Genomic DNA, 1224 nt, shown 5'->3' on the forward strand with positions numbered 1-1224 from the left:
TTGAAGGGCTGGCAGTGGACCTTCCGGGGACGAACTTTCGCCGAGTTCGGAGGAGGGACGCCCACTCACTTCTGGACGCCATCAAGCGGCGGATACGTCGCTGCCGGGTTCTACGACTCAGACGGAGGCGTCGCCGAGACCGTTCCTGGGTGGCGGATCAGCCACCGCATCACGCGCGCGCGAATGACCTACCTGAGTGAGACCGACAACTACGACGGAACCGAGAGGGGATATGCGCGCGTGGACGCCGGCTGGCTGCCTATCCCCGACCGCATGCCTCGCGGGGTGTGCGCTCGTTGCTTCATGGAGCTCACGCCGTCCGGCGACTGCGTCAACTGCGACTGACCCATTCGTCGGTTCGACGGCCCGACGAAGCGGTGCCGACCAACGCGTCCTTGCCGCGATGCGGAACGTCGCCTCGCGGCGCACGATGTTGCCATGGCGAAGCATGATGATCTGCGCGAAGACATCGCGGTGGCAGCATCCAAGCTCGCAAGCACGCTCGGCTCGGGGCGCGAGTTGAAGAAGCTGGAAGGCCACCTGTGGGACGGCGAACGGGTCGAGCTGGTCCTCTCGGGCGCCTACGGCAACGCCACCGGACTGCTGACGCTCACGGACCGGCGGCTGCTGTTCACCAAGGACGGCGTCATGTCTTCCACCAACGAGGACTTCCCGATCGAGAAGATCTCCTCGATCCAGTGGAAGTCGGGCATGATGCTCGGCTCGGTCACCGTGTACGTGTCGAACAACAAGGCCGAGATCAAGAACGTCGACAAGGCGCTCGGCAAGCTGCTCGTCGACACGGTCCGCGACCGCATCCAGGCCAGCCCTTCGGCACCGGCCACCGCTCCAGCGCCCATGCCTGCGTCTGTGTCATCGGGCAGTGACGACGTCATGGACCAGATGCGCAAGGTCAAGGAGCTGCACGACGCCGGAATCCTCACCGACGCCGAGTTCGAGGCGAAGAAGACCGAGCTCCTCGGCCGCATCTAGCGCTCGCTTGCCGGCGCTGCCTTACCCCGCCGCAGCACCCACGAAGCAGCCGCGCGACGGTGGTGGAGCGGACGCGGAGCAGGCTCCGAGACGGTCGCTCGTAGGATCCGGCCATGACGTCTTGGGAGTACGCGCGCCGGGTGGTGACTTACGCCGAGGACTCGGAGATGTTTATCGTCCGGTGCATGTGCTGTCGAGGGCTCTTGGACGGCCAGGCTTCGGAGCGGGATG

2 protein-coding genes are annotated in these 1224 nt (G+C 65.7%); both read left to right on the forward strand.

Annotated features, from left to right (window positions below):
- On the forward strand, positions 1-345 hold a 345-nt coding region (locus ACFCZN_RS21425; protein ID WP_430558109.1), incomplete at its 5' end, for a hypothetical protein.
- A gap of 93 nt (positions 346-438) precedes the next feature.
- Entirely contained in the window at positions 439-993 is a 555-nt protein-coding gene (locus tag ACFCZN_RS21430) for an SHOCT domain-containing protein (protein WP_430558110.1), read from the forward strand.
- Positions 994-1224 lie beyond the last annotated feature (231 nt).

This window comes from Isoptericola sp. NPDC056134, from assembly GCF_042264825.1.
Taxonomy (GTDB): Bacteria; Actinomycetota; Actinomycetes; order Actinomycetales; family Cellulomonadaceae; genus Isoptericola; species Isoptericola nanjingensis.

Excerpts from the sequence above, each read along its gene's own strand:
- ACFCZN_RS21430 (WP_430558110.1), top strand. The coding sequence starts at position 439 with ATGGCGAAGCATGATGATCTGCGCGAAGACATCGCGGTGGCAGCATCC.